A 24,225-nucleotide genomic window follows, 5' to 3' on the forward strand; every position below is an offset into this window, starting at 1 on the left:
GGCATCACTCGCCGTCCACCGCGTAACCGGGCCCACCCAGCTGCCGCGCCTGGCGCTGGATCCAGGCGGCGCGGCGCTGCACGAACGGGCCCGGCCGGGTTGCGCTGTAACGCCGCGGCGACGGCAGCACGGCCGCCAGGCGGGCGCTCTCGGCCGCCGACAGCTGCGCCGCGTCCTTGCCCCAGAACTGCCGCGACGCCGCCTGCACGCCGTAGACGCCATCGCCGAATTCGGCCACGTTGGCGTACATCTCCAGGATCCGCCGCTTCGGCCACAGCGCCTCGATCAGCACCGTGTACCAGGCCTCCAGCCCCTTGCGCAGCCAGCTGCGGCCCTGCCACAGGAACAGGTTCTTGGCGACCTGCTGGCTGATCGTGCTGCCGCCGCGCAGGCGCTTGCCACGGGCGTTGTGGTCCATCGCCTTCTCGATCGCCTGCAGGTCGAAGCCGTTGTGCAGCGGGAACCGCTGGTCCTCGGCCGCCACCAGCGAGATCGGCACGCTGGCCGCCATCGCGTCCAGGTCGCACCACTGGTAATGGATGCGGAATCCCCACTCGCCCTGCCCCCACGCTTCGGCCTGCCGCAGCGCCATCACCGTGGAAAACGGCGGATCGACGAACCGCAGCACCGCCACCTGCACGATGCTGAACAGCGCCAGCGCGCAGGGGGTGATCCACAACCAGCGCCGCCACCTGCGCCGCGGCCGCACCTTGCGCTCGTCCTGCTCCGTCCCCATCTGCTTGGCTGACCCCATGAATCCCGACATCGGTGCATTATCCGGCACCGGCGTCCCCATACGTGCAGATTCCCATGACCGAAACGTCCGACCTCCTTGTCCGCTTCCTCCTGCCCGAGGCCGGCGTGCGCGGCGTCCATGTCCAGCTCTCCGGCAGCTGGCGCGAAATCCTGTCCCATGGCAGCTACCGCCCTTCGGCCATGCGCCTGCTCGGCGAGGCCTGCGTGGCCTCGGCGCTGTTCACCGGCCACATCAAGATCGACGGGCGCCTGTCGGTGCAGCTGCGCAGCGGCTCGGCGCTGCGCACCCTGTTCGCCGAATGCACCTCGGCCGGCACCCTGCGTGGCATCGCCCAGCTCGAGGACGGCCAGGATGCCCCGCCCGACCTGTCGCAGCTCGGCGACGGCGCGCTGCTGGCCATCACCATCGAGAACCCGGGCCTGGACCCGCGCGAGCCGCAGCGCTACCAGAGCCTGGTGGCGCTGCAGGGCAACAGCCTGGACGAAGCGTTCGAGGACTATTTCCGCCATTCTGAGCAGCTGCCCACGCGCCTGCTGCTGGCCGCAGATGGCCAGCGGGCCGCCGGCCTGCTGCTGCAGAAGCTCCCGGGCGACCAGGGCGACGAGGATGGCTGGGTCCGCGCCGGCGCGCTGTTCGACACCCTGGGACGCGACGAACTGCTGGCAGTCGACGGCCCCGCGCTGCTGCACCGCCTGTTCCACGAAGAGCAGGTCGAGACCCTGGGCGACAAGCCGCTGCGCTTCGGCTGCTCCTGTTCGCGCGAGCGGGTGATCGGCATGCTGCAGTCGCTGGGCGAGGACGAAGCCCGCGCCGCCGCCGCCGACAGCGGCCACGTCGAAGTGCGCTGCGAGTTCTGCGGGCGCGAGTATCACTTCCCTTTGACCGAATTCGGCGTATTGTTTGCAGCCATGCCCACCAGCCAGGCCGCTCCCGAGCGGCTGCAGTAACGGCACCGACGAGCTGCGTTCCGGGGAGGACGGAGTCTTGTTAAGAAAACATAAACAACATACGATCAGAATCTCACGCTCCGGGAACTTCCCGGCCCCTGTCCTGTCTGATTGAGTCGATGAAGACCTTCCTGCGCCTGCCGCTGGCCTTGTTGATCGCCCTTGGGGTGGCAACGGGCGCGCATGCGCAGGCCAAGCCGCGAGCCCCCAGGACAGCACCGTCCTGCCGGTCTGGAACAAGGGCAGCGGCAAGGTCGAGGCGCTGCTGTACCTGGAGCCCACCGGCGAACAGGTCGCCGGCGCGCGCTGGCACTTCGGCCGCAATTCGCTCGATGCCGCCTTCGGGCTCTCCTCGGGCGATTCGCTCGGCCTGCTGTGCAACAGCAGCCGCGGCAGCAGCATCAGCGGCCTGGCCAGCCATTGCATGCTCGCCAGCCTGGGCGACGACGATGACGGCGTTCCCGGTCGCCACCTGTCGGCGACCACCACCTTCAACCGTCCCGGCGGGCGCGTCGGCCTGAGCGCCGGCACGGGCCGCGACACGCTGCCGGCATGGCTGTCGGGCAATGCCAAGGCACCGGCCGCGCGCGTGGAACAGAACGACCTGACCGTCTTCGGCCAGAAGAACATCGGCAGCGAAGGTTTCGTCTCCATCGGCGGCACCTACGCCAAGGCACGCCTGGTACCACTGAGCGATGCATCGCCCGCGCTCGTCGACCGCTGGGACAGCAAGAGCCTGAGCATCGGCGGGGGCTATGGCCCGTTCAGCGCCAACATCATCGGCCGCGTCGTCGACGCCCCCGGCCGGGCCGGCAAGTGGGAAGGCATCGGCCTGGGCCTGACCTGGCGCACGCCCTGGAGCGGCCAGCTCACCGTCGGCGCCGAGAACGTCATCACCCGCGGCAAGAACCCGTTCTCTCCACGCAATGAGAGCAACGACGAAGGGGCTATTCCCTACGTGCGGTACGAGCAGGATCTTTAAGCTCGAGCGCGGGGCTTGCTAGAGTTCCCGAAGATCACCGCTTCGGCTGCTCAATGCTCAACTCTCTGGAAATCGCTCAGGCATCGGGCCTGAAACGGAATGCGCTGTCATTGTTCCGGGCCCATCGGTCCGACGAGGCCAGAATACTGCTGCTGCAGGCGCTGACAACCTGGCCTGGTGCCGCGGCACGGGCGATTACCGACATCGTGGAGGCGAATCCATCCGTCGCCAACATGCGCGACCTCCTTGCCGCAAGCCTGCGAAGCGCTCCTGGACAAGCTCGACTCTGGCTTGCGGCCGGGCGGCAGTCGGCGCGCGAAGGCGCCATGGACGCAGCTGTCGACTGTTTCCGCAAAGCACACGAACTCGCCCCATCCGATCCCGAGTTCGCACTCGCTCTTGGCGTTGCACTCAAGCACGGCGGCCGTTTGCAGGAGGCCCTGCACTTTCTCAGGCTCGCCCACGGGCTTGCAGACACTCCCGTCAGCAAGCGCATTCTGGCCGAGGCAGAGCTAGAGGCAAATCATCCTGAGTCAGCACAGGCGCTGTATGCGGAACTGCTTCACACATCCCCAACGGACTGCACGCTTCGTTTGCGTCTTGCCGAAACCCATAGTCAGACAGCCGACAACCAGAAAGCCATCTCCATTCTCCAGCAGGGGCTTGAACTCACTCCGGACGAGCCAGCACTGCATATGGCGCTGGCACAGTTGCTTGAGGACGAAGGAGACGGCAGCGAAGCAGAGCGCGCCTACAACGCAGCGCTGAGACTCAGTCCCGGTTGGCCAGTCGCATTGGCCGGCCTCATCGGGGTGAGGCGACAACCGGATGAAGAGCTTGAGCAAAAGGCACTTGAGATACTGCAATCCCCGACAACGCACAACGCAGACAGGGCCCCGCTGGGTTATGCCCTGGGGAAGCTGTTCGACCGGTCGGGACGATACCCGGACGCCATGCACGCATGGAATATCGCCAATGCAGCCCGTACAAGGACTGCCGGGGCGTACGATCCCGCCGCCCTGTTGCGCCACCTAGAGTATCTGGAGACTCACTACGGAGGCTTGCAGCCCCACCCCCCGGCCAATGACGACCAGACGCCCACCGTCGTCTTCATTGTCGGCATGCCGCGATCCGGCACCACCCTGACCGAACGACTCCTGGCCGCGCACCCCTTTGTCCATGGCTGCGGCGAACTGCCGGACCTGCCCCGGATCGCCAGCGAGCTGGGACCCGAGTGGCCCAGATTGTCAACCTCAATGCCCACCGAAGCGCTGCAGGCATTGCGGGCTGACTATCTGCGTTCGGCATGCCGCAATGCGCCCCCTGGGAAACGCGTGTTCGTCGACAAGGCCCCGCTCAACTTCTTCCAGTTGGGACTGGCACAGGCACTGTTCCCTAACGCACGGGTCATATGGTGCCGCCGAGACCGGCGCGACGTGGCCCTTTCCATATACAGCGAGAATTTCTCTCCCGCGTCAACTTTCTCGACCTCGTTCGAAGGCATCGCGGCCTACCAGGATGCCGACGAGCGCCTCCTACGGTTGTGGCAACGCAGCCTATGGCTCCCCATTTTGGTACAGGAGTACGAAGCGCTTGCCCGCGATCCTGGACGCGGGATCCGTGAACTGCTGGAGTTCGTGGGACTGGAATGGCATCCAGACGTGCTCCGCTCCCACGAAAAGGCCGGGAATGTGCAAACGCCGAGCCGTTGGCAGGTACGGGAACCCATTCATACCCGCTCGATCGGACGATGGCGAAATTACCCACAACAGTTCCCTTCCTGAACGCGCGAGCATAGCGCCGCCATTCATGAATACGTTCACAAAATTTCGTTTGAAATCTTTAACGAGACTTTAATTTCATTCAGCGCCCAGCTAGGATCGGGTACGACCTCCACTTGTTTGGCACCCGCTTTTGGGTGCCCGTGGAGGGTTCCGGGAATTTTCCCAAGTCCAACCTGAGAGAGAGATATGACCCCGAAGAGCACCCGCCTGCGCGACGCGATCACGCTCGCACTGCTGTCTGGCGTTGCCGTCACTGGTGGCGCTTTTGCGCAGGACTCCTCGTCCAAGAGTGAGACCACGCTGGACCGCATCGAAGTCACTGGTTCGCGCCTGAAGCGCGCGGAAGTTGAAGGGGCGGTTCCGGTCACTGTGATCGACCGCGTCCAGATCGATGCCAGCGGTGAGACCTCGGTCGCGGACTACCTGCGCACCACCAACTTCAACTCCGTCGGTCAGTTCCGCCCGCAGTCGGGCAGCTCGGCCCAGGCTGGCGCGTTCGCCGACCTGCGCGGCCTGGGCGGCCAGCGTACGCTGGTGCTGATCGACGGCCATCGGGCGCCCAAGGCACCGTTCGCGGCCGGCTCCGGTACCGACCTGAACACCATCCCGCTGGCGGCTGTCGAGCGTATCGAAGTGCTGACCGACGGCGCATCGGCCATCTACGGCGCCGACGCGGTCGGCGGCGTCATCAACATCATCACCCGCAAGGATTTCGACGGCGCCCAGGTGATGGTCGGCAAGTCTGATCCGAAGTGGGGTCCGACCGACGAAGGCTCCATCCTGTTCGGCACCTCTGGCGAGCGCGGCCGTGTCATCGGCGGCTTCTCGCACAACCGTCGCGCCATGATCTACACCAATGCTCGCCCCTGGGGCCAGGAGCTGGGTGTCTCGGTTTACGGCAACAACTACCGCTCGTTCGATGCCGAAACCGGCGCACCGCTGAATGCCACCAAGGCGCTCCCGGGCGGCTGTACCAATGAGAACTTCTGGATGCAGAGCAACGGTCGTTGCTCGTACAACTTCAACAAGGTGGCCGCCGACGAAGCCTCGACCCAGAACAAGTCGTTCTTCATGAACGGCGAAGTCCAGGTCAACGACAACTGGACCGTATACGCCAACACCACCGTGTCCAACACCACCTCGTTCGGCCGCTATGCGCCGACGCCGGGTGTGGTGCGCATCGATCCGGATTCCGCGCAGAACCCGACCCCGGGTGCCATCACCTACCTCTACCACCGCTTCGCCGCGGCGGGTAACCGCGACAACACCACCGATGGCAGCGTGTACGACGTGCTGCTGGGCACCCGCGGCGCGGTCAGCGACACCATCGATTTTGATGGCGGCGTCCGCTACAACACCTATCGCTTCAAGGAACTGGGCCGCAACTACATCGTCCAGTCGCTGGCCGAGCAGGCCATCAACCGCGGCGATTACAACATCTACAACCCGACCTCGACCCCGGTAGATGTGCTGAACTCGATCAAGGCCACCATCAGCCGTGACAGCCGGTTCACCACGAAGGAAGCCTTCGCCAATCTGACCTTCAACGACCTGTTCCAGATGGGCGGCGGCGCCTCCAGCCTGGCCGTCGGTGCGGAGTTCCGCAAGGAAGAGTTCGAAGACATCTATGACTCGCTGTCTTCGGCCGGCGTGGTGCTGGGCAGCGCGGGCGCTTCGGCGGGCGACGACCGCGAGGTGAGCGCGGCCTACATGGAATGGCTGTTCCCGATCACCTCGACCTTCGAGGCCAACTTCGCGGGCCGCTACGAGAAGTACAGTGACTATGGCAGCAACTTCGCACCCAAGCTGTCGCTGCGTTGGCACCCGATCGACAGCCTGACCCTGCGTGGCTCCATCGGCAAGGGCTTCGTCGCCCCGACCCTGGACGTGATCTCGCAGGCCACCGCCTTCTCGGCTGACTCGGTCTATGACCCGGCCAGCTGTCTGGACGACGGTGCTGGCACGGTTGCGGATTGCCGCGCACAGGCCACCAATACCGATGTCCAGGTTGATGCCTACCGCGAAAAGGCCGAAGGCCTTGGTCCCGAGAAGTCGACCCAGTACCAGGTGGGCGTGGTATGGGACGCCACCGACTGGCTGAACATCACCGTCGACTACTGGAACATCGAAATCAAGGATCGCATCGCCTACTTCAGCTCGCAGAAGCTGATCGACATCGAGCTGGGCGATGACCCGACCCCGATGCCGGGCGCTCCCTGCGCGATCATCCGTGACAACGCGCTGGCCAACGAACTGGGCAGCCCGATCAAGGAAATCCACAACTGCTACTTCAACCAGGGCAAGGTCAAGACCGACGGCGTTGACATGACCCTGCGCACCAAGTTCGACATGGGCAACTGGGGTTCGCTGAGCAACATGCTGCAGGCCAGCTACCAGCGTTCCATGACCATCGATGGTGGTGAGGAGCAGGTCGGCCTGCAGGGCTTCCCGCGCGGCCGCGTGTCCTTCAACAACACCTGGAACCGCGGTGACTGGACCGTGGGCTACAACGCCCGCTACATCAGCTCCAACGGCACCGCAACCAAGTACACCCCGCACTACCTGACCCACGACGTGCAGCTGAGCTATGCGACCCCGTGGAACGGCAAGATCATGGTGGGCGTGAACAACTTCACCAACAAGATGCCGGACCTGATCAGCTACGACGGTCGTCCGTTCAACTTCTACCTGTACGATGCATACGGCCGTACTCCGTACGTCCGTTACGAACAGCGTTTCTGATAGCAGTTGATTTGAAGCAGCAGAAAGAGGAGCCTTCGGGCTCCTCTTTTTTATTCCAGACCATGATCAACTTCGACAGTGATCGACAGGCGCGCAACAGGGATTCCTGGAGCCGGTACTGGGCCAAATCCCCGGCACATTCCCTGCATGGCACCTTTGATGCGGACTATGGCCCGGCCATTTCCGGTTTCTGGAAGAACGTCTGTTCACATGCCGCCGCTGGCTCATCGGTTCTCGACATAGCGACAGGCAATGGCGCTCTGCCACGCATGATGCTCAACTGGCGCAACGATCTTCGCATCGATGCCATCGACGCAGCGGATGTGGCAATCCACTGGCAGATCCCACAGGGGGGCGCTCGCCCGACATTCCATTCTCGGGTTGAATGCGAGGCACTACCATTCCACGACAACAGCTTTGACCTCGTCACCAGCCAGTACGGCATCGAGTATTCCGATCTGGATCGAAGCTTGGCGGAGATCGCGCGAACGCTACGCGAAGGCGGTATGTTCGCGGCGATCATGCACAGCGCCGACTCAACCATCACGTCGGTGACCGGCGAGGAACTAGGTCATGTGAAGCTATTGCTGGCAGAGGGGGGAGCCATGGAGACCCTGATGGCGATCATCCCACTGCTCAGCATCGCCGCTACTGCAGCAGGCAGGGAGCAACTCGATGCCGATGCAGGCGCGCGTACGATCCGGGAGCGCTTCAACACCGCGATGGGCGAAGTACAGGCGTCCATGGTGCGCGCATCCGTTCCAGACATTCTGGTCGAGTTCCTGCAGTGGGCCCCGCAGGTGCTGGCGATCGCGAGCCAACGGGCATCACCGGACGACGCACTGCGGCACTGCCTGGAGTACAAGCAGCAGCTCGAAGATGCCGGCGAACGTTATCGTGCGCTGCTAGATGCCACGCTGGATGCGGGAAAGCAACAGCATCTGATCAACGAATTGGCCGGTCTGGGGTTCCGGACCATGGGTTTCAATGCCCTTGAGCACGATGGCCGCTGCCTGGGCATCGCGCTGACTGCGACACTTGGCCTTGATGGCGGCGCCGACCTGGCGCGGAAGATGTGATCCTGCATCCACCAATGAATCACCGGAGCGCCACCAGAGGCACCCTCACCCGTTCGGGATCAGCGTCTCGATCACGTGCTCGACGTAGGATTCGAATTCCTCGCGCGCCTGCTTCGGTTGCTGCAGCTGCAGCGACAGCTGCAGGAAGCCCACGTAGGCCGCGTAGGCCAGGCGCGCGCGGTGGCGGGCGTCGGTGGAGCTGAGGCCGGCCTGGCGGAACGAGGCCATCAGATAGTCCAGGCGTCGCTGCGAAACGCGGTCGATCACCGGGCGTACCAGCGGGTTGTCCAGCGCCTTGAGCAGCTCGCTGTAGATCACGTGCGGCGTGACCTCGTGCGCGACCAGCTGGAACAGCGCGCGCAAGCGGGTGCGCGGGTCGGGTACTTCCTCCAGGCTGCCGAACACCTGCTGCTGCTCGACCAGCTCCCAGCGTTCCAGTGCGGCCTGCAGCAGCGCGTCGCGCGAGGGAAAGTGCCAGTAGAAGCTGCCCTTGGTAACGCCAAGGCGGCGGGCCAGCGGCTCCACCGCCACCGCGCCGACCCCCTGCTCCGCGATCAGGTCCAGGGCGGCCTGGGCCCAGTCGTCCGCACTGAGGCGGCTGTTGCGTGTACCGCGGGGTTCCGCCGGGGAAGCTGAAGATTCGTTCATCCGTTGATTTAACCATACGCCGGGGACTGGATGCAGTATGCGCCGCGCTGGCGGGCGGCGCGACCAGGCGACGAGACCGCCAAAGCCATGTGGCGCAGGGCGTTACGATCCATACCCATCAGTATTGACAGGTGTCCGGGCGAATCCATACTATCGGGTACGGTTTTCTCCCTGTGAGCCCCATGCACGCGCAAGACACCCGCCTGGAAGGTGCCCACGGCATCGGACTGGCCGCCACGAAAGCCCCTGGAAACAAGCCGCCGATCCTGTTCGCGCACGGCTTCGGCCAGACCCGCGGCGCGTGGACCACGACTGCCGCGGCGCTGCATGCCGCCGGCCACGCCACGCTGGCCTACGATGCGCGTGGCCATGGCGGTTCCGATTGGAATCCGGCCGGGCTGCCGTATCACGGCGAGCAGTTCACCGACGACCTGATCGTGGTCGCAGGCGAACTGCCGCGGCCACCGGTGTTGGTCGCCGCGTCGATGGGCGGGCTGTTTGGGCTGATGGCCGAGGCGCGCTGGCCGGGGCTGTTCGCGGCGATGGTGCTGGTGGACATCACCCCGCGCTGGGAAACCCGCGGGGTCGAGCGCATCCTCGCCTTCATGAGCGCGCACCCGGATGGCTTCGCCTCGCTGGAAGCGGCCGCCGACAGCATCGCCGCCTATATGCCGCATCGCCCGCGCAAGAGCGACGATGCCCTGCGCGGCTTGCTGCGCCCCACCGGCAGCGGCCGTTGGAGCTGGCACTGGGATCCGAGGCTGGTGGAGGAACTGGCGCGCGACAGCGAACAGCACCAGGATGCCATCGCCGAAGCCGCGCGCCGCGTCGAATGCCCGCTGCTGCTGGTCAGCGGTGGCCGCAGCGACCTGGTCACCCCGCAGACGGTGGCCGAATTCCTGGCGCTGGTGCCGCACGCGCAACACGTGCATCTGGCCGACGCCACGCATATGGTGGCAGGCGATGACAACGACGCGTTTACCGCCGCCGTGTTGAATTACCTGGACGCACTGCCCCCGGCTTCCGCCGCCGCGTCCGCCCGAACCGAGCACGTTACCGGAGCAAGTCAATGAGTACTGTCGTTCCCTTCCTGGCGCTGCTGCTGGCAGCCGCCTTCGTCGCCTATCACCGCATGCGGCTGGTCACCTGGACGGTGATCGGCGCCGTACTGCTGGGCATCTGCTGGTTCGCGGGCATCAACCCGACTGCGGTCATCGTCGCCGCGGCGATCCTGGCCGTGGTCAGCGCGCTGGTGCTGCTGCCGTTCCTGCGCAAGCCGCTGATCACCTCGCCGTTCATGGGGGTGTTCCGCAAGGTGCTGCCGCCGCTGTCCAAGACCGAGCGCATCGCGCTGGAGACCGGCTCGGTCGGTTTCGAGGGCGAGCTGTTCACTGGCGATCCGGACTGGCAGAAGCTGCTGGACTATCCCAAGCCGCAGCTCACCGCCGAAGAGCAGGCATTCCTGGACGGCCCGGTCGAGGAACTGTGCCGGATGGTCAACGACTGGGAAATCACCCATGTCCACGCCGACCTGCCGCCGGAACTGTGGGATTTCATCAAGAAGAACAAGTTCTTCGGCATGATCATCCCCAAGCAGTACGGCGGCCTGGGCTTCTCCGCGCTGGCCCACCACAAGGTGATCCAGAAGCTGGCGTCGATCTCCAGCGTGGTCAGTTCCACCGTCGGCGTGCCCAACTCGCTGGGCCCGGGTGAACTGCTCAACCATTACGGCACCCAGGAACAGAAGGACTACTACCTGCCGCGCCTGGCGGCGGGCATCGAGGTGCCATGCTTCGGCCTGACCGGCCCGTTCGCCGGCTCGGATGCCACCTCCATCCCCGATTTCGGCATCGTCTGCAGGGGCACCTGGAACGGCGAGGAAGTCCTCGGCCTGAAGCTGACCTTCGACAAGCGCTACATCACCCTGGCGCCGGTGGCCACGCTGATCGGCCTGGCGTTCCGCATGTACGACCCCGACGGCCTGCTCGGCGACACCAAGGACATCGGCATCACCCTGGCGCTGCTGCCGCGCGAAACCCCGGGCGTGGAAGTCGGCCGCCGCCACTTCCCGCTGAACTCGCCGTTCCAGAACGGCCCGATCCGCGGCAAGGACGTGTTCATCCCGCTCAGCCAGATCATCGGCGGCCCGGACAAGCGCGGCCTGGGCTGGAACATGCTCAACGAGTGCCTGGCCGTCGGCCGCTCCATCACCCTGCCATCCACCGCCTCGGGCGGTGCCAAGGCCGGCGCGGTCATCACCGGCGCGTACGCCCGCATCCGCAAGCAGTTCGGCCTGTCGGTCGGCCGCTTCGAGGGCGTGGAGGAAGCGCTGGCCCGCATCGGCGGCAAGGCGTACAAGATCAGCGCGCTGTCGCAGGCCACGGCGGCGGCGGTGGACCGCGGCGACGTGCCGTCGGTGCCGTCGGCCATCGCCAAGTACCACTGCACCAACATGAGCCGCGAGTGCATCAGCGACATGATGGACGTCATCGGCGGCAAGGGCATCATCCTCGGCCCGCGCAATTTCGCCGGCCGCAGCTGGCAGGCCGCGCCCATCGCGATCACCGTGGAAGGCGCCAACATCATGACCCGCAGCCTGCTGATCTTCGGCCAGGGCGCGATCCTGTGCCATCCGTGGGTGCTCAAGGAAATGAAGGCCGCCCAGGACGAGGACCGCAAGGCCGGCCTGCGCGAGTTCGACCAGGCGCTGTTCGGCCATGTGCGCTTCGGCATCTCCAACGCGGTGCGTTCGTTCTGGTTCGGGCTGACCGGCGCGCGCTTCGGTGCCGCCCCGGGCGACGCCTACACCCGCCGCTACTTCCGCAAGCTGGACCGCTACTCCGCCAACCTGGCGCTGATGGCCGACATCTCGATGATGACCCTGGGCGGCAAGCTCAAGTTCAAGGAATCGCTGTCCGGCCGCCTGGGCGACGTGCTCAGCCACATCTACATGACCAGCGCGATGCTCAAGCGCTACCACGACGAAGGCGCGCCGACGGCCGACCAGCCGCTGCTGGCGTGGGCGTTCCATGACAGCGTGCACCGCATCGAGGAGGCACTGTCGGCGGCGCTGCGCAACTTCCCGATCCGCCCGATCGGCTGGCTGATGTGGGCGCTGATCTTCCCGTTCGGCCGCCGCGCCGAAGCTCCCGGCGATCGCCTGAGCCGGCGCGTGGCCGCCGCCCTGATGTCGCCCAACGAAGCCCGCGACCGGCTGGCCAAGGGCGTGTTCCTGACCCCGTGCGAGAACAACCCCGGTGGCCGCATCGCCAGCTACCTGACCAAGGCGGTCATGGCCGAGCCGGTGGAGCGCAAGTTCCTCAAGGCGCTCAAGACCAAGGGCATCGAGGCGTTGACCTTCCCCGCACAGCTGGACGAGGCGGTGGCCGAAGGGGTCATCACCCAGGACGAGCGCACCCTGCTGGAGGAACTGCGCGCGATCACCCTGGATACCATCACCGTGGACGACTTCGATCCGCATGAGCTGCGTGCCGCGTCGTATTACGACCACCACGGCCGGCAGCCGCAGCAGGTGGCCTGAACCAGGCCATCCGACGCAACCGGAAGACGGCGGGCACCTGCCCGCCGTTTCCCTGTCCAGGAGGCGACGATGAGCCCCCCATTGCTGACGCTGTACCGGCGCCTGTCGCGCTGGCCGGGCGGACGCTGGCTGTTCACCCGCGCGGTGTGCTTCAAGGCGCCGTATTTCGCCAGTATTTCCCCGCGCATCACCCTGCTCGCGGACGGCCGCTGCGAAGGCACCCTGGCCGACCGCCGCAAAGTGCGCAACCACATCGGCACCGTGCATGCGATCGCGCTGTGCAATCTGGCCGAGCTGACCGCCGGCCTGATGACCGATGCCTCGCTGCCGGCCGACATGCGCTGGATTCCCAGGGGCATGGAGGTGCGCTACTTGGCCAAGGCGCGCGGCCCGCTGAAGGCGGTGGCGGTGCCGGAACGCCCCATCGCCAGCGCCCCCACCGGGTACGAACTGCCGGTGCGGGTCGGCATCAGCGATGCGGCGGGCACCGAGGTGTTCACCGCCCGCATCGCGATGTGGGTGTCGCCGCGCCGCGCAAACGGCTAGGCCACGAACGCCGCCGAACGGGCCGTGCGCCCGGACGGCGTGCACGGCCTGCGCTCTGCGGCCTCCGACCTGGCCTGGTGGAAGCGGTTCGCCCGGAATCGCGACCTCGCCCGCAACGGCCTGGCCAAGCGCACGGTCATGCAGATCCCCGATCCGCGTCAGGTCCACGTCTTCGCCGGTAAGCGCGCGCTGGCACTGGTCTTCGGCCGCGAACCGCGCGCCACGCCGCTTGGACCGGCGCTGCAGGGACTTGTGCCGTTGTTCTGGACGTGGCGCATGCTGGAGCGGTCGGCATCGCGGCACCTGCATGGCTGGTACGCGCCGCTGCTGAGCGTGGTGTCCGCGCTGGGCGCGGCGCTGCATGCCGCGCCGCTGGCGCTGGCCTGGGACGCGCCATGGGCCGGCGCGCGCCCGGCAAAGCCATCAGCGGGCGGGCGGCGCCTCCGGCGCCGGCACGCCCTCGGGGCGACGCGACAGCCGCCAGCCGATGCCCGCCGCGATCACGGCCGCGGCCGCGCTGACGCCGGCGAAGCCGGCAGTGCCCATGCCCAGCACGCGCAACCAGTTCATGCCCAGCGCGATGGACATGTCGCCGAACCGCCATACCGCCGTGTCCACCGCATTCTGGCCCTTGTAGCGCACGCTGCGCGGCACCCGGGTGTACAGGCTGTGCCGCGCCGGCTCGGCCATGCCGTAGGCCAGGCCGCGACTGACGATCAGTGCGATCGCCACCGCCGGCATGCCCATCAGCAGCGGCGCGTGCGGGTCGCGCGCGAACAGCACCAGCGACAGCGCGCCGACGCTGACCAGCGCCCAGATCATGATGACGATGCCCGGCCCCTTGCGCGGCAGCAGCCAGCGGGTGAGGGTGAGCTGGGTGATGGCGGTCAGCACGTTGCCGGCCAGGTCGATGTTGGCGGCAAAGCGGGTGCGCGCCACCGCGTCGGCGAACGTGACCCCGGAGTAGTCGGTCACCAGCGCATAGTTCACCGTGCCGATGCCGTCGGCCAGCAGCAGCAGGATCGACATGTTGCGGATGAACGGATCGGCGAACACCTGCTTGAGGCCGTCGAACATGCCACCGCCGACCGCGGCCTCGTGGCCGGGTTCGTGGCGGCGCGCGCCATGCCGCCGCGCCCAGCGCCCCAGGGCCACGACGCACCCCAGCGCCAGGCACAGCAGTGCCGCCGAGACCACCAGCAGCGGCGCCACGCCGATCACGCCCACCAGCGAACGGGTCAGCATCGGCCCGGCGACCGCGCCCACCGTGCCGGCCACGGCAATGACCGGGAACAACCGCCGCGCCTGCGCGCTGTCCCAGATGTCGGACATGAAGCTCCAGAACACCGACACCACGAACAGGTTGAACACGCTCACCCAGACGAAGAACGTCACCCCCAGCGTCTTCGGCCCGAGCAGCTCCGGCCACGCGAACAACGGCACGAACCCGAGCAGGCAGGCGATGAAGAACACTTGCACCACCGGCATCACCACCCGCCGCGGCCAGCGCGTCACCAGCGCGGCGAACAGCGGCGACAGCAGCAGGGTGCCGATGAAGGTGGCGCCGTAGAACCAGGGCAGCTGGGTCGAGCCGACCGCGGCGGCCAGCTGCTCGCGCAGCGGACGGATCACGTAGTACGCGGCCAGCACGCAAAAGAAATAGGCGAAGGACAGCGCAACCGCCAGCCGCTCCCCCGCATGTACCCTGCCCTGACCGGACCGCATCGGCCTGCACCTGTCGCCACAAAGCGCGCACGGTATCCGATGCACTGCAACATCGCCAGTGCGGGCGTTCTTCCCGGCTATGCTGGCGATACGCCAGGGGGAAGCGCGATGCGGGAATTCGACTACATCATCATCGGTGCCGGTTCGGCCGGCTGCGTGCTGGCCAACCGGCTCAGTGCCGATCCGCAGCTGCAGGTACTGCTGGTCGAGGCCGGCCCGCGCGACCGCCACCCGTTCATCCACATGCCCGCCGGGCTGGCCCGGCTGGTCGACAACCGCCGCCTCAACTGGAGCTACCACACCGAACCGGAACCTCAGTTGCAGGGACGGCGGCTGTGGTGGCCGCGCGGCAAGGTGCTGGGTGGGTCGAGCTCGATCAACGCGATGTGCTACGTGCGCGGCGTCGCCGGCGACTACGACCGCTGGGCCGCGGCCGGTGCCAGCGGCTGGGACTGGGCCGGCGTGCTGCCGTGGTTCCGCCAAGCCGAATGCAACAGCCGTGGTGGCGACGCGCTGCACGGCGACGCCGGCCCGTTGCATGTTTCCGACCTGCTTTACGTCAACCCGCTCAGCCATGCCTTCGTCGACGCCGGCGTGCAGGCCGGCCATCCGCACAATGCTGACTTCAACGGGCCCACCCAGGTCGGCGTGGGCCTGTACCAGGTGACGCAGAAGCAAGGCGCGCGCTGCTCGTCGGCCGCCGCCTATCTGGCGCCGGTACGACAGCGCCGCAACCTGCACGTGCTCACCGGCGCACAGGTCGAGCGCATCCAGGTCGACGCCGGCCGCGCGCACGGCATCGTGCTGCGCCAGGGCCGGCAGCGGCAGCACCTGCACGCACGGCGCGAGGTGCTGCTCAGCGCCGGCGCGGTCAACTCGCCGCAGCTGCTGATGCTCTCCGGCATCGGTCCGGCCGATGCCCTGCGCGCCCACGGCATCGCGGTGCGGCTCGACCAGCCGCAGGTGGGTGCCAACCTGCAGGACCATCTGGATATCTGCACCCTGTACCGCACCGTTCCCGGTGTCAGCTACGACCGCGCCAGCGAGCTGAAGATCGCGTTCGACTGGTTCCTGCGCGGCCACCGCGGCGCCGGCAGCAGCAACATCGCCGAAGCCGGCGGCTTCGTGCGCTCGCGCTTCGCCGCCGACGAGCGTGCCGACATCCAGTTCCATTTCGTGCCGGCGATGCTCGACGACCATGGCCGCCACCGCCTGCCCGGCGATGGCTACACCCTGCACGCCTGCTACCTGCACCCGCGCAGCCGCGGCCGCATCGCGCTGGCTGGCGCAGACCCGTCGCTTGCGCCACGGATCCATGCCAACTACCTGGGCGACGACGACGGCTTCGACCTGAAGATGATGATCGAGGCCGCACGCCTGAGCCGCGACCTGCTGCGCCAGCCCGCGTTCGACCGCTGGCGGCGCGCGCCGATCTTCCCCGCCCGCGAGGACCTGGACGACGCCGGCCTGGAGGCGTTCGTCCGCGCCAAGGCCGAGACCATCTACCACCCGGTCGGCACCTGCCGCATGGGCAGCGACGACGCGGCGGTGCTCGACCCGCAACTGCGGCTGCGCGGCGTGGACGGACTGCGCGTGATCGACGCCTCGGCGATGCCCACGCTGGTCAGCGGCAACACCAACGCGCCGGTGATCATGATGGCCGAGCGTGCGGCGGCGTTGATCCTCGATCCGCAGGCCGCCGCGCCGCGCTGAGCCGTGGTCGGACTGCAAAACCGAGCAATATCAAGATGATGCCTATTCATCTTCTCCCCGTTTGTGCAATCCAGAAAAGCGGCGCTAGAATCGGCGACAGCCTTAGCTAGCAGGCATCGATCACGATGAAAGAGAACAGCAGACGCCGGCGTTTCCGTCCGGTGGCATCGGGATTGCTCGGTGTGTTGATGCCCTTCGCACTGTCGACCACCGCCCAGACGCCCACCGCGCCGCAGCCGCTGCCTGCATCGGCCCCGCCGCTGCCGGTGAACCTCGAGAACGCGCCGATGCAGTCGCCGACGCAGCCGATGCCCTACCGGGTGGCGCTGCGCCCGGACCAGGTGCAGGCCCTGCCCGAGGGCTTCAATGTCGCCGCCATCGAATCGATGGCCGAACAACTCACCTACGGCAACCGCGTGCCCGGCATCGCGATGGCGATCGTGCACAACGGCCGCGTGCTGTCCACCCGCGGCTTCGGCGTCACCGACATCGGCAATCCGCAGCCGGTGGATGCGCACACCGTGTTCCGCCTGGCATCGCTGTCCAAGGCCTTCGCCGGCACCATGGCCGGGCTGCTGGTCAACGACGGCACCCTGCGCTGGGACAGCAAGGTCACCGACTACGTGCCCGGCTTCCAGCTGGCCACGCCCGAGGCCACCGGCCGGCTGACCGTGGCCGACGTGCTCAGCCACCGCGTCGGCCTGCCGTACAACGCGTACGACCGCGACATCGAGGCCAACGCCGACTACTACACGCTGACCCGCAAGCTCGCCAGCGCGCCGCTCAAGTGCGAGCCCGGCGAATGCTACGCCTACCAGAACGTCGCCTTCAGCCTGATCGGCGACGTGGTCTATGCGGCCTCTGGCAGCTTCTACGAGCAGGCGGTCGAGCGCCGCATCTTCAAGCCGCTGGGCATGAACGATGCCAGCCTCGGCCTGGCCGGCATCCAGGCCAGTCCGCGCTGGGCGCGCCCGCACGTGCGCAGCCGCAACGGCTGGGTTTCGCTGTCGCCCAAGCCCACTTACTACCGGGTCGCCCCGGCCGCCGGGGTCAACGCCAGCGCCAGCGACATGGCGCAGTGGCTGCTGGCGCACACCGGGCATCGCCCCGACGTGCTGCCGGCACCGCTGCTGGCGACCCTGCACGCACCGCTGGTCAACACGCCGGGCGAGATGCGTTCGGGCTGGCGCCGCCAGCGGCTGGACTCGGCCGGCTATGCACTGGGGTGGCGCGTGTTCGACTACGCCGGCCATACGGTGGTGTTCCACGCCGGCGCGGTGCAGGGCTACCGCGGCCTGGTCGCGCTGCTGCCCGAGCGCGATCTCGGCATCGCGGTGATGTGGAATGGCGAGAGCAGCGTGCCCAGCGGGCTGATGCCGACCATCCTCGACCGTGCCCTCGGCCTGCCGACGCAGCGCTGGCTGGACGTGGACACCGACTTCGGCAGCGACAACCTGATGGCGGACGAGACCCCGGCCAATCCGCCGCGTGGCAGGAAGGGCGTCGCCTCCGACCGGGCCACCGCGTCTCCGCGCTGACCCGGCGCCCGGGGGACGCACCGACAAGGCGGCTTCGGCCGCCTTTATCGTTGCTGCGTCTCCGGCACGGTGCCCGCGCCCGGCCCCACGCCCGGGCCGCACCCGGCGTCGGCGCACCTGCGCCTGCCGCCAGCGCCGATGGAGCGGCGCGGGCGGCAGGCGATGCATCGCGTCACCGCGCGACCGCGCGGCCGTTCGCCGGCAGGTGTCCGCGGCGGTGCCTGTCGTCTCCGGTACCAGGCGTCACCCCGGCCGCGCCCGGGTGATGCGCGCGCATAAAAAAACTCCCTCCCCGCTGGGCAGTCGGGGAAGGAGTTCCAGGTACAGCTTCAGCGCTGGATCAGATCAGCGGCGCCGGGGTGGCCGGAAGCGCGACCGGAGCCGCCTTCTTCTTGCGGGCAGCCGGCTTCTTCTTGGCAGCAACCTTCTTGGCGGCCGGCTTCTTGGCAGCAGCCTTCTTCGCGACCTTCTTCACCGCCTTCTTGGCGGTCGCCTTCTTGGCCGTAGCCTTCTTGGCAACCTTCTTCACCGCCTTCTTGGCGGTGGCCTTCTTGGCGACCTTCTTCACCGCCTTCTTGGCGGTGGCCTTCTTGGCAACCTTCTTCGCCGCCTTCTTCACCGCCTTCTTGGCGGTGGCCTTCTTGGCGACCTTCTTCACTGCCTTCTTGGCGGTCGCCTTCTTGGCAACCTTCTTCACTGCCTTCTTGGCGGTGGCCTTCTTTGCGACCTTCTTCACTGCCTTCTTGGCAGCAGCTTTCTTCGCGACCTTCTTCACCGCCTTCTTGGCGGCCGGCTTCTTCGCAGCTTTCTTCGTGGCCATTGGATGGCTCCTCGTCAGTGATCTATGGAATTGAAATGCCCAGTTGAAGCAAATCCGCGGTGTATCGCGGAGGACCGACGATGCGTCAGCGGCATCGTGACGGATACAGAAACACCCGCAACGATTCCCGCCACGGGTGCCATGTCTTGTTCGGGGGTGTTTCGCGGAAGGAAGCGACTCCTGCTCCACCATCCGTGCAATCGTGGCGGACGTCCAGGTTGTGCTTCGCATCTGAATGTTGATCCGGCTCACTCGCTTCCGCAGCAAAGGTCTGCTGGGCGAAACCTAATCACGGTTTTTTTTACTGTCAACTACCCGCGCGCAACTTTTTCCGGAAAGCTTCACACCAACCGTGCCGGCAACGCCCGCCATTGCCGCCCGCACATCCGGCGACGCCGCCGCATGCACTGCGCACGCCATGTCGGCGCATGCGAAAAACACCGTAAAAAAAGCACTATCCGTTCGCGGCGCGCACGCACCGCGGCGGCGGGCGCACAAACGCCGACGCCGCGACCGCGGTTCCGGGCGTGTGAAAAAAAAATGGCGGCGCGACCTGGTTTGGTTGCGCCGCGAGCGTGCCCGCGCGCATCGCGGGGAAGGTTTTGCGCAAACAATCGGCGCCTGCCGGAGCCATCGCGGGCGTCCGCGCCGATCACGATGGTCGCCACCGGTTGTCGCTTCGCCGGGCGCCCGGGCATCGCGCGTCGACGCGCGCGGGCGACAACCGCACATCACCGAACCAGGGGATGGACGCCGCCGTCGCGGCGCCGACCGTGCGCGTGCATCGACGGCATGCCGGCCAGCGACACGCTGCCAGCGACGCGCGGCGATGAAAAAAGAAACGGCCGCACGAGGCGGCCGTTCCGGTGGGCGCGAAGCAACCGGATCAGTGGTCGTCGTTTTCCAGCAGCTCGGCGTAGTCGTCCGGCCCCAGCAGCTCGTTCACCTGCTCCGGCTCGGACATCTCCACGACGAACAGCCAGCCTTCGCCGTAGGCGTCCTCGTTGATGGTTTCCGGCTTGTCGGCCAGGGCCTCGTTGACTTCGACCACGGTGCCGGACACCGGGCTGTACACGTCGGAGGCGGCCTTGACCGACTCGACCACGGCGGCGGCGTTGCCGGCCTGCACCGTGTCGCCCACGGCGGGCAGTTCGACGTAGACCAGGTCGCCCAGCAGGCCCTGCGCGTGGTCGGAAATGCCGACGGTGACGCGGCCATTGCCTTCGACGCGGGCCCATTCGTGGGATTTGAGGAATTTGAGGTCGCCGGGGATCTCGCTCATGGAACTGCTCCGAAGAAACGGTGGACGGGGTGGATGCGTAGTTTAACGGACGGCGCGGGGCGGTGCCCCGCGCGGCCGCGGGATTGTCAGGCGTTGATGCCGGGCTGCGGCTGGCCGTCGCGCACGAACGGGAACTTGACCACGCGCACCGGCACTTCCTTGCCGCGGATGTCCACGCGCACCTCGCCGGGCTCGCCGGCCGGCACCCGGGCGAAGGCGATCGCCTTGCCCAGCGTCGGCGAGAACGTGCCGGACAGGATCTCGCCCTCGCCGTTGGCGGTGAGCACCTTCTGCCCGTGGCGGAGCACGCCCTTGTCGTCCATCACCAGGCCGATCATCTGCCGTGCGTTGCCGGAGGCCTTCTGCGCTTCCAGCACGTCGCGGCCGATGAACGCACGGCCCTCGTCGAGGGCGACGGTCCAGGCCAGCGCGGCTTCGTAAGGGGTGACGCTCTCGTCCATGTCCTGGCCGTAGAGGTTCATGCCGGCTTCCAGGCGCAGCGTGTCGCGCGCGCCAAGGCCCGCCGGCTTGACGCCCGCGGCCAGCAGCGCGTTCCAGAAGCCGACCACCGCCGCCTGCGGCAGCAGCACCTCATAACCGTCCTCGCCGGTGTAACCGGTGCGTGCCACGAACAGCGGCACGCCATCGACGGAAGCGACGTCCAGCGCGGCGAAGCGGCCGAGCTTGTCCAGCGCGGCACGGTCGCCCTCGGCGACCAGGCCGGCGACCAGCGCGCGCGCCTGCGGCCCCTGCACCGCGACGATCGCCAGGTCCTCGCGCTCGACCACTTCCACGTCGAACGCCGCGGCATGCTGGCGGATCCAGGCCAGGTCCTTCTCGCGGGTGGAGGCGTTGACCACCATGCGGAAGAAATCGTCGGCCAGGAAGTAGACGATCAGGTCGTCGATCACCCCGCCCTGCGCATTGAGCATGCACGAATACAGCGCCTTGCCGGTGACCTTGAGCTTGTCGATCGAATTGGCCAGCAGCTGGCGCAGGAACTCGCGGGTGCGCGCGCCCTTCAGGTCGACCACGGTCATGTGGCTGACGTCGAACATGCCCGCAGCGCGGCGCACCAGATGGTGCTCGTCGATCTGCGAACCGTAATGGATCGGCATGTCCCAACCGCCGAAATCGACCATCTTGGCGCCGAGCGAGCGGTGGGTTTCGTTGAGGAGAGTCTTCAGGGTCATGGCCGTTCCATGCGAGGAAAGCGGCCATTATCCCAGATGGCCCGGGCCGCGCCCATGCCGGCGCGGAACCCGCGCCGCCCTGCCTCAGGCGTCCTGCACCTTGAGCGTCATGCCGTCCACCGCCACCACCCGCACGCGGCTGCCGGCGGGCAGGTCCGGGCCGGCCACGACCCAGAACGCATCGTCGACCCGGGCCCGGCCGACGCCGTTGGCGATGGCCTGGTCCAGCACCACCACCCGGCCGATCAGCTGCTCGGCGCGACGGTTGAGCAAGGGTTGGTCGCTGGGCCGGTCACGGCGGCGGAACCAGGTGCGGTAGACCTGGATCGAGACGAAGCTGAGCACCACGAACAGCACCACCTGGGCCAGCACGCTGAACCCGTCGAACGCCCACACCGCGAGGAACACGGCGGTGGCGGCGAAGCCCATCCACAGCATGAATGCGCCCGGCGCCATCGCCTCGGCGGCGAACAGCAGCACCGCCAGCGCCGCCCAGCCCACTACCTCCCAGCGCATGGCTCAGCGCCCCAGCGGCGGCGGGTTGCCGCGCGACGGCGATGCCTTGCGTTCTTCCTGCCGGGCGAAGGCCTCGCGGGCCAGTTCGGCGACACCGGCGATGGAGCCGATCACGCCGCTGGCCTCCATCGGCATCAGCACCAGCTTCTGGTTGGGCGAGCTGGCCAGTTCGCGGAAGGCTTCCACGTACTTCTGCGCGACGAAGTAGTTGATCGCCTGCACGTCGCCCTGGGCGATGGCCTCGGACACCATCGCGGTGGCCTTGGCTTCGGCCTCGGCCAGGCGCTCGCGCGCCTCGGCGTCGCGGAACGCGGCCTCCTTGCGGCCTTCGGCTTCCAGCACCGCCGCCTGCTTCTCGCCGTCGGCGCGCAGGATCTCGGCCTGGCGCAGGCCCTCGGCCTCCAGGATCTGCGCGCGCTTCTCGCGCTCGGCCTTCATCTGCCGTGCCATCGAATCGACCAGGTCGCGCGGTGGCTGGATGTCGCGGATCTCAATGCGGTTGACCTTGATGCCCCAGGGATTGGTGGCATGGTCGACCACGCTCAGCAGCTGCGCGTTGATGGTCTCGCGCTGGCTCAGCGATTCGTCCAGGTCCATCGAGCCGATCACGGTGCGGATGTTGGTCTGCACCAGCGCGATCATCGCCACCTCCAGGTTGGCGACCTCATAGGCGGCCTTGGCCGCGTCCAGCACCTGGAAGAACACCACGCCGTCCACCCGCACCACCGCGTTGTCCTTGGTGATGACTTCCTGGCTGGGCACGTCCAGCACCTGCTCCATCATGTTGACCTTGCGGCCGACGCCATAGACCACCGGGATCAGGAAGTGCAGGCCCGGCGACATGGTGTGGGTGTAGCGGCCGAAGCGCTCCACCGTCCATTCGTAGCCCTGCGGCACCATGCGCACCGTCTTGAACAGCACGATCGCACCGCCCACCAGTATCACCGCCGCGAGAAAAAAACCGCCGCCCATCAGTACGCTCCTTGTGAATTCGATTCGTCGGGTTGCCGGCCCGAGTATAGCCAGCCGGCGCCGGCTAGAACGGCAGCCGGCCGCGCAGTACCGCGGCGAACATCACCCAGTCGCCGACGAACGAATACAGCGGGTGGCTGAATGTGGCCGGGCGGTTTTTCTCGAAGAACAGATGCCCGGCCCAGGCGAAGCCGTAACCACAGCCCAGGGCGGCCAGTGCCCACGGCCAGCGCCCGCTCAACAGCGCCGCCAGCAGGCACAGCAGGGCGGCGGCGCTGCCCAGCACATGCAGCCGGCGGCAGGTGCGGTTGCGGTGCTCGCTCAGGTAGAACGGGTAGAACTCGCGGAAGCTGCCGAAACGGGCCATGACGCATCCCTCGACGGGCGATGCGCGCAGCATAGCGCCCTAGGTGTGATCTCTCAGTAGGTTGTTCATCCGGGGCATCGCTGGAAGATGGGGGTTACGAAGCCAACCAGCCCCAGGAGCCCCGGATGAACCTGCATAAACATGCCCGTTTGAGCCCACGCGGTCGAGCCCTGCTTGTGGACCGCATCCTGGTACAGGGCCTGCGCATCGAAGAGGCCGCCCACGCGGCCGGCGTGAGCGTACGCACGGCCTATAAGTAGCTCAAGCGCTACCGGGAGGAGGGTCCGGGTGGTTTGACGGACCGCAGCTCCCGACCGCATTCCAGTCCCCACGCCCTATCCCCGGTGATCGTGGCGCAGGTGCTGGAGCAGCGCCGCTCACGCCAGACCTATCGCCACATCGCCCAGCGCCTGTCCGTGGCGCCAAGCACCATCGCCCGGGTGCTGCGCCGCGCCGGCCTGCATCGGCTGGCCGAACTGGAACCGGCGCTGCCGCACAACCGCTACGAATACGCCCTACCGGGCCAACTGCTGCATCTGGATATCAAGAAGCTGGGGCGGATCGGCTCCCCGGCCACCGTGTCACCGGCGACCGGTCGCGCCGGCACCGGGGCATCGGCTGGGAATACGTCCACCTGGCCATCGACGATCACTCGCGCGTGGCCTTCGCCTCCATCGAGCCGGACGAGCGCGGGACCAGTGCCTGCAAGGCCCTGATCCGTACGGTGCGCTACTACCGCAGCCTGGGCGTGTGCTTCGAGCGGGTGTTGACCGACAATGGCACCTGCTACAGGTCGCGCCGCTTCCAGCGCCTGGTCCGTCGGCTCGGCCTGCGCCACCTGCGCACGCGTCCCTATACGCCCCGCACCAACGGCAAGGCCGAACGTCTGGTGCAGACCAGCCTGCGCGAATGGGCCTATGCCCGCGCCTATGACAACTCCGGGCAGCGCGCCGATGCCCTCCATGGCTGGTTGCACCACTACAACTGGCACCGCCCTCACGCCAGTCTTGGCTACAAACCACCCATCTCCCGCATACCACTGAACAACCTGCTGGGTTTACACACCTAGGCCG

General features: G+C 67.3%; 18 protein-coding genes and 3 pseudogenes. 12 read left to right on the forward strand and 9 right to left on the reverse strand.

Annotated elements, in window-relative coordinates:
• Nucleotides 1-4: 4 nt before the first annotated feature.
• Nucleotides 5-736 carry a monofunctional biosynthetic peptidoglycan transglycosylase gene (locus tag B1L07_11495; protein ID AUZ55606.1) on the reverse strand — a complete coding sequence of 244 codons (732 nt, stop codon included), beginning with the start codon at nt 734-736 and terminating at the stop codon, nt 5-7.
• Nucleotides 737-810: 74 nt separating this feature from the next.
• Here B1L07_11495 and B1L07_11500 point away from each other — a divergent pair, with 74 nt between their 5' ends.
• The 5 genes and pseudogenes from B1L07_11500 (at nt 811) to B1L07_11520 (ending at nt 8,291) form a co-directional block, all read left to right on the forward strand.
• Entirely contained in the window at nt 811-1,704 is an 894-nt protein-coding gene (locus B1L07_11500; protein ID AUZ55607.1) for a heat-shock protein Hsp33, read from the forward strand.
• Nucleotides 1,705-1,823: 119 nt separating this feature from the next.
• A pseudogene (locus tag B1L07_11505) lies at nt 1,824-2,686 on the forward strand (hypothetical protein).
• Nucleotides 2,687-3,114: 428 nt separating this feature from the next.
• Nucleotides 3,115-4,470: a hypothetical protein gene (locus B1L07_11510; protein ID AUZ55608.1), complete on the forward strand. Its 1,356-nt coding sequence runs from the start codon at nt 3,115-3,117 to the stop codon at nt 4,468-4,470.
• Nucleotides 4,471-4,656: 186 nt separating this feature from the next.
• A complete protein-coding gene (locus B1L07_11515) occupies nt 4,657-7,212 on the forward strand; it encodes a hypothetical protein (GenBank protein ID AUZ55609.1) in 2,556 nt (851 codons plus the stop codon).
• A gap of 11 nt (nt 7,213-7,223) precedes the next feature.
• Nucleotides 7,224-8,291, forward strand: a complete 1,068-nt coding sequence (locus tag B1L07_11520; protein AUZ55610.1) for a hypothetical protein — start codon at nt 7,224-7,226, stop codon at nt 8,289-8,291.
• A 45-nt stretch (nt 8,292-8,336) separates the two neighbouring features.
• Here the strand turns inward: B1L07_11520 and B1L07_11525 are convergent, their stop codons facing one another.
• A complete protein-coding gene (locus B1L07_11525) occupies nt 8,337-8,939 on the reverse strand; it encodes a TetR family transcriptional regulator (GenBank protein AUZ55611.1) in 603 nt (200 codons plus the stop codon).
• 182 nt (nt 8,940-9,121) lie between these two features.
• Between B1L07_11525 and B1L07_11530 the strand changes: the two genes are divergently transcribed.
• The 3 genes from B1L07_11530 to B1L07_11540 all read left to right on the forward strand — a co-directional run bounded on the left by B1L07_11530 (nt 9,122) and on the right by B1L07_11540 (nt 13,026).
• Nucleotides 9,122-10,012 (forward strand): alpha/beta hydrolase, encoded by an 891-nt coding sequence (locus B1L07_11530; protein ID AUZ55612.1) that lies wholly within the window; start codon nt 9,122-9,124, stop codon nt 10,010-10,012.
• Entirely contained in the window at nt 10,009-12,480 is a 2,472-nt protein-coding gene (gene fadE, locus B1L07_11535) for an acyl-CoA dehydrogenase (protein ID AUZ55613.1), read from the forward strand. Before B1L07_11530 ends, fadE begins: the two co-directional genes overlap by 4 nt.
• Before the next feature lie 69 nt (nt 12,481-12,549).
• On the forward strand, nt 12,550-13,026 hold the full coding sequence (locus tag B1L07_11540) for a DUF4442 domain-containing protein (protein AUZ55614.1): 477 nt from the start codon (nt 12,550-12,552) through the stop codon (nt 13,024-13,026).
• A gap of 423 nt (nt 13,027-13,449) precedes the next feature.
• Here B1L07_11540 and B1L07_11545 read toward each other — a convergent pair whose 3' ends face one another.
• Complete coding sequence (locus B1L07_11545; protein ID AUZ55615.1) at nt 13,450-14,751, reverse strand: MFS transporter; 1,302 nt, start codon at nt 14,749-14,751, stop codon at nt 13,450-13,452.
• Nucleotides 14,752-14,859: 108 nt separating this feature from the next.
• On the opposite strand from B1L07_11545, the gene B1L07_11550 reads away from it, so the two are divergent.
• Both B1L07_11550 and B1L07_11555 read left to right on the forward strand, forming a co-directional pair.
• Nucleotides 14,860-16,464, forward strand: coding sequence for a GMC family oxidoreductase (locus tag B1L07_11550; protein AUZ55616.1), 1,605 nt, complete (start codon nt 14,860-14,862; stop codon nt 16,462-16,464).
• A gap of 125 nt (nt 16,465-16,589) precedes the next feature.
• Nucleotides 16,590-18,002: a serine hydrolase gene (locus tag B1L07_11555; GenBank protein AUZ55617.1), complete on the forward strand. Its 1,413-nt coding sequence runs from the start codon at nt 16,590-16,592 to the stop codon at nt 18,000-18,002.
• A gap of 340 nt (nt 18,003-18,342) precedes the next feature.
• Here the strand turns inward: B1L07_11555 and B1L07_11560 are convergent, their stop codons facing one another.
• The 6 genes from B1L07_11560 to B1L07_11585 all read right to left on the reverse strand — a co-directional run bounded on the left by B1L07_11560 (nt 18,343) and on the right by B1L07_11585 (nt 23,152).
• Entirely contained in the window at nt 18,343-18,822 is a 480-nt protein-coding gene (locus tag B1L07_11560) for a hypothetical protein (protein ID AUZ55618.1), read from the reverse strand.
• 886 nt (nt 18,823-19,708) lie between these two features.
• Nucleotides 19,709-20,104, reverse strand: coding sequence for a glycine cleavage system protein H (locus tag B1L07_11565; GenBank protein AUZ55619.1), 396 nt, complete (start codon nt 20,102-20,104; stop codon nt 19,709-19,711).
• A gap of 86 nt (nt 20,105-20,190) precedes the next feature.
• On the reverse strand, nt 20,191-21,297 hold the full coding sequence (locus B1L07_11570; GenBank protein ID AUZ55620.1) for a glycine cleavage system protein T: 1,107 nt from the start codon (nt 21,295-21,297) through the stop codon (nt 20,191-20,193).
• 84 nt (nt 21,298-21,381) lie between these two features.
• Nucleotides 21,382-21,813: a hypothetical protein gene (locus B1L07_11575; GenBank protein AUZ55621.1), complete on the reverse strand. Its 432-nt coding sequence runs from the start codon at nt 21,811-21,813 to the stop codon at nt 21,382-21,384.
• 3 nt (nt 21,814-21,816) lie between these two features.
• Nucleotides 21,817-22,785, reverse strand: a complete 969-nt coding sequence (locus tag B1L07_11580) for a hypothetical protein (GenBank protein ID AUZ55622.1) — start codon at nt 22,783-22,785, stop codon at nt 21,817-21,819.
• A gap of 64 nt (nt 22,786-22,849) precedes the next feature.
• Nucleotides 22,850-23,152: a hypothetical protein gene (locus tag B1L07_11585; protein ID AUZ55623.1), complete on the reverse strand. Its 303-nt coding sequence runs from the start codon at nt 23,150-23,152 to the stop codon at nt 22,850-22,852.
• Between the two features lie 125 nt (nt 23,153-23,277).
• Between B1L07_11585 and B1L07_11590 the strand changes: the two are divergent.
• Both B1L07_11590 and B1L07_11595 read left to right on the forward strand, forming a co-directional pair.
• Nucleotides 23,278-23,409 (forward strand): annotated as a pseudogene (locus tag B1L07_11590) (hypothetical protein).
• A gap of 36 nt (nt 23,410-23,445) precedes the next feature.
• Nucleotides 23,446-24,221 (forward strand): annotated as a pseudogene (locus B1L07_11595) (IS481 family transposase).
• Nucleotides 24,222-24,225 lie beyond the last annotated feature (4 nt).

Origin of the sequence: Stenotrophomonas acidaminiphila, assembly GCA_002951995.1 — a bacterium.
Lineage (GTDB): Bacteria > Pseudomonadota > Gammaproteobacteria > Xanthomonadales > Xanthomonadaceae > Stenotrophomonas > Stenotrophomonas acidaminiphila_A.